At 57.9% G+C, this 985-nt stretch carries 1 protein-coding gene and 1 pseudogene; both read right to left on the bottom strand.

What is annotated here, in order from left to right; all coding sequences use genetic code 11:
• Positions 1 to 679, bottom strand: a 679-nt coding sequence (locus HV670_RS30130) for a MipA/OmpV family protein (RefSeq protein ID WP_425511496.1), incomplete at its 3' end; no start/stop codon positions are given.
• Positions 679 to 985, bottom strand: a pseudogene (locus tag HV670_RS30735) (hypothetical protein); the annotation flags it as partial. The gene HV670_RS30130 and the pseudogene HV670_RS30735, both read right to left, overlap by 1 nt.

Genomic DNA, 985 nt, shown 5'->3' with positions numbered 1-985 from the left:
AGATGTCATAGCTCGCGTATGCGTTAAGGTGAACGTCGCGTAGTCCTGCACTCGTGTTGAAGGTTGGCAGGCCCGAAGCAGCGCTCTGTCCGGCGCTCACGCCAAACAACGTTCGCGTGTATTCTGCATTTGCCCATGTCGCGCCCGGCCCGAATGACACCAGGAACCTTGAGGTCAGCGGCAGATTGGCCACCAGATCCGCACTGACCAGAAGCCCCTGGCCCGTTCCCGCAATGTCCTGGTAGGCCGCAACCGAACCCGTCAGCAACGACACTGAATAGTCGGCAAAAAGTTTGAGTTTCGGACCCTCGTTGACGTTTCCTAACCCATGCAAATGCGGATCGTCGGACTCGCTGCGCGATTGAAAATCCAGGCTGATCGCAGCGCCAACATGGTAAGCGTCGCTTTTGCCTTTAAGCACATTGATCCCGATCAGATCGAGACCCTGCGAGAAAATTCGGTCATCGTAGGAGATATCGAGCGATGGAATCGGCAAGAGTCGCAACTCCCGCGCGCCCGGATATTTGGGAGAAAGCATCAAGCCCGGACCCACCGATACCTTCCATTCATCGGCCCCAAAAGGACTCACGTTCGCGTCCTGGTCGTCGGCGAACGCATGCGTGAGCCAAAGGCACCCGAACGCAATCGGCACGCACTGCAGCGCACGGCTTACCTTCACTACTTCCTTCCCATCGTTGCAAGAGCCGGGGCGTCCACGCCGCCATGCGAAGTATCACGCCTCGAATCAAGCCCCGCTTTGCCCCCCCCTTTTTCGATTTGTCGCAAACGCCTCGCGAGCGCCCTAGAGACTACCGGAGCGGCTTCTCCGCCACCACCGCTTCGGGCCAGTTCACTTTCCCGCAGAAACAGGCCGACTTCCCGCGCGACGATTTCGCGTTCGTTGTCGGACGTAATCATGTGATACGAATCGTCCAGATAAATCGAACGCAGGAACGTGGAGCCAATGTGCGAGCTGACAAATCTC

It is taken from the genome of Pararobbsia alpina, assembly GCF_902859895.1.
Taxonomy (GTDB): Bacteria; Pseudomonadota; Gammaproteobacteria; order Burkholderiales; family Burkholderiaceae; genus Pararobbsia; species Pararobbsia alpina.
The sequence above is the reverse complement of the archived record's forward strand: the minus strand, read 5'-3'. Positions and strand labels throughout refer to the sequence as shown.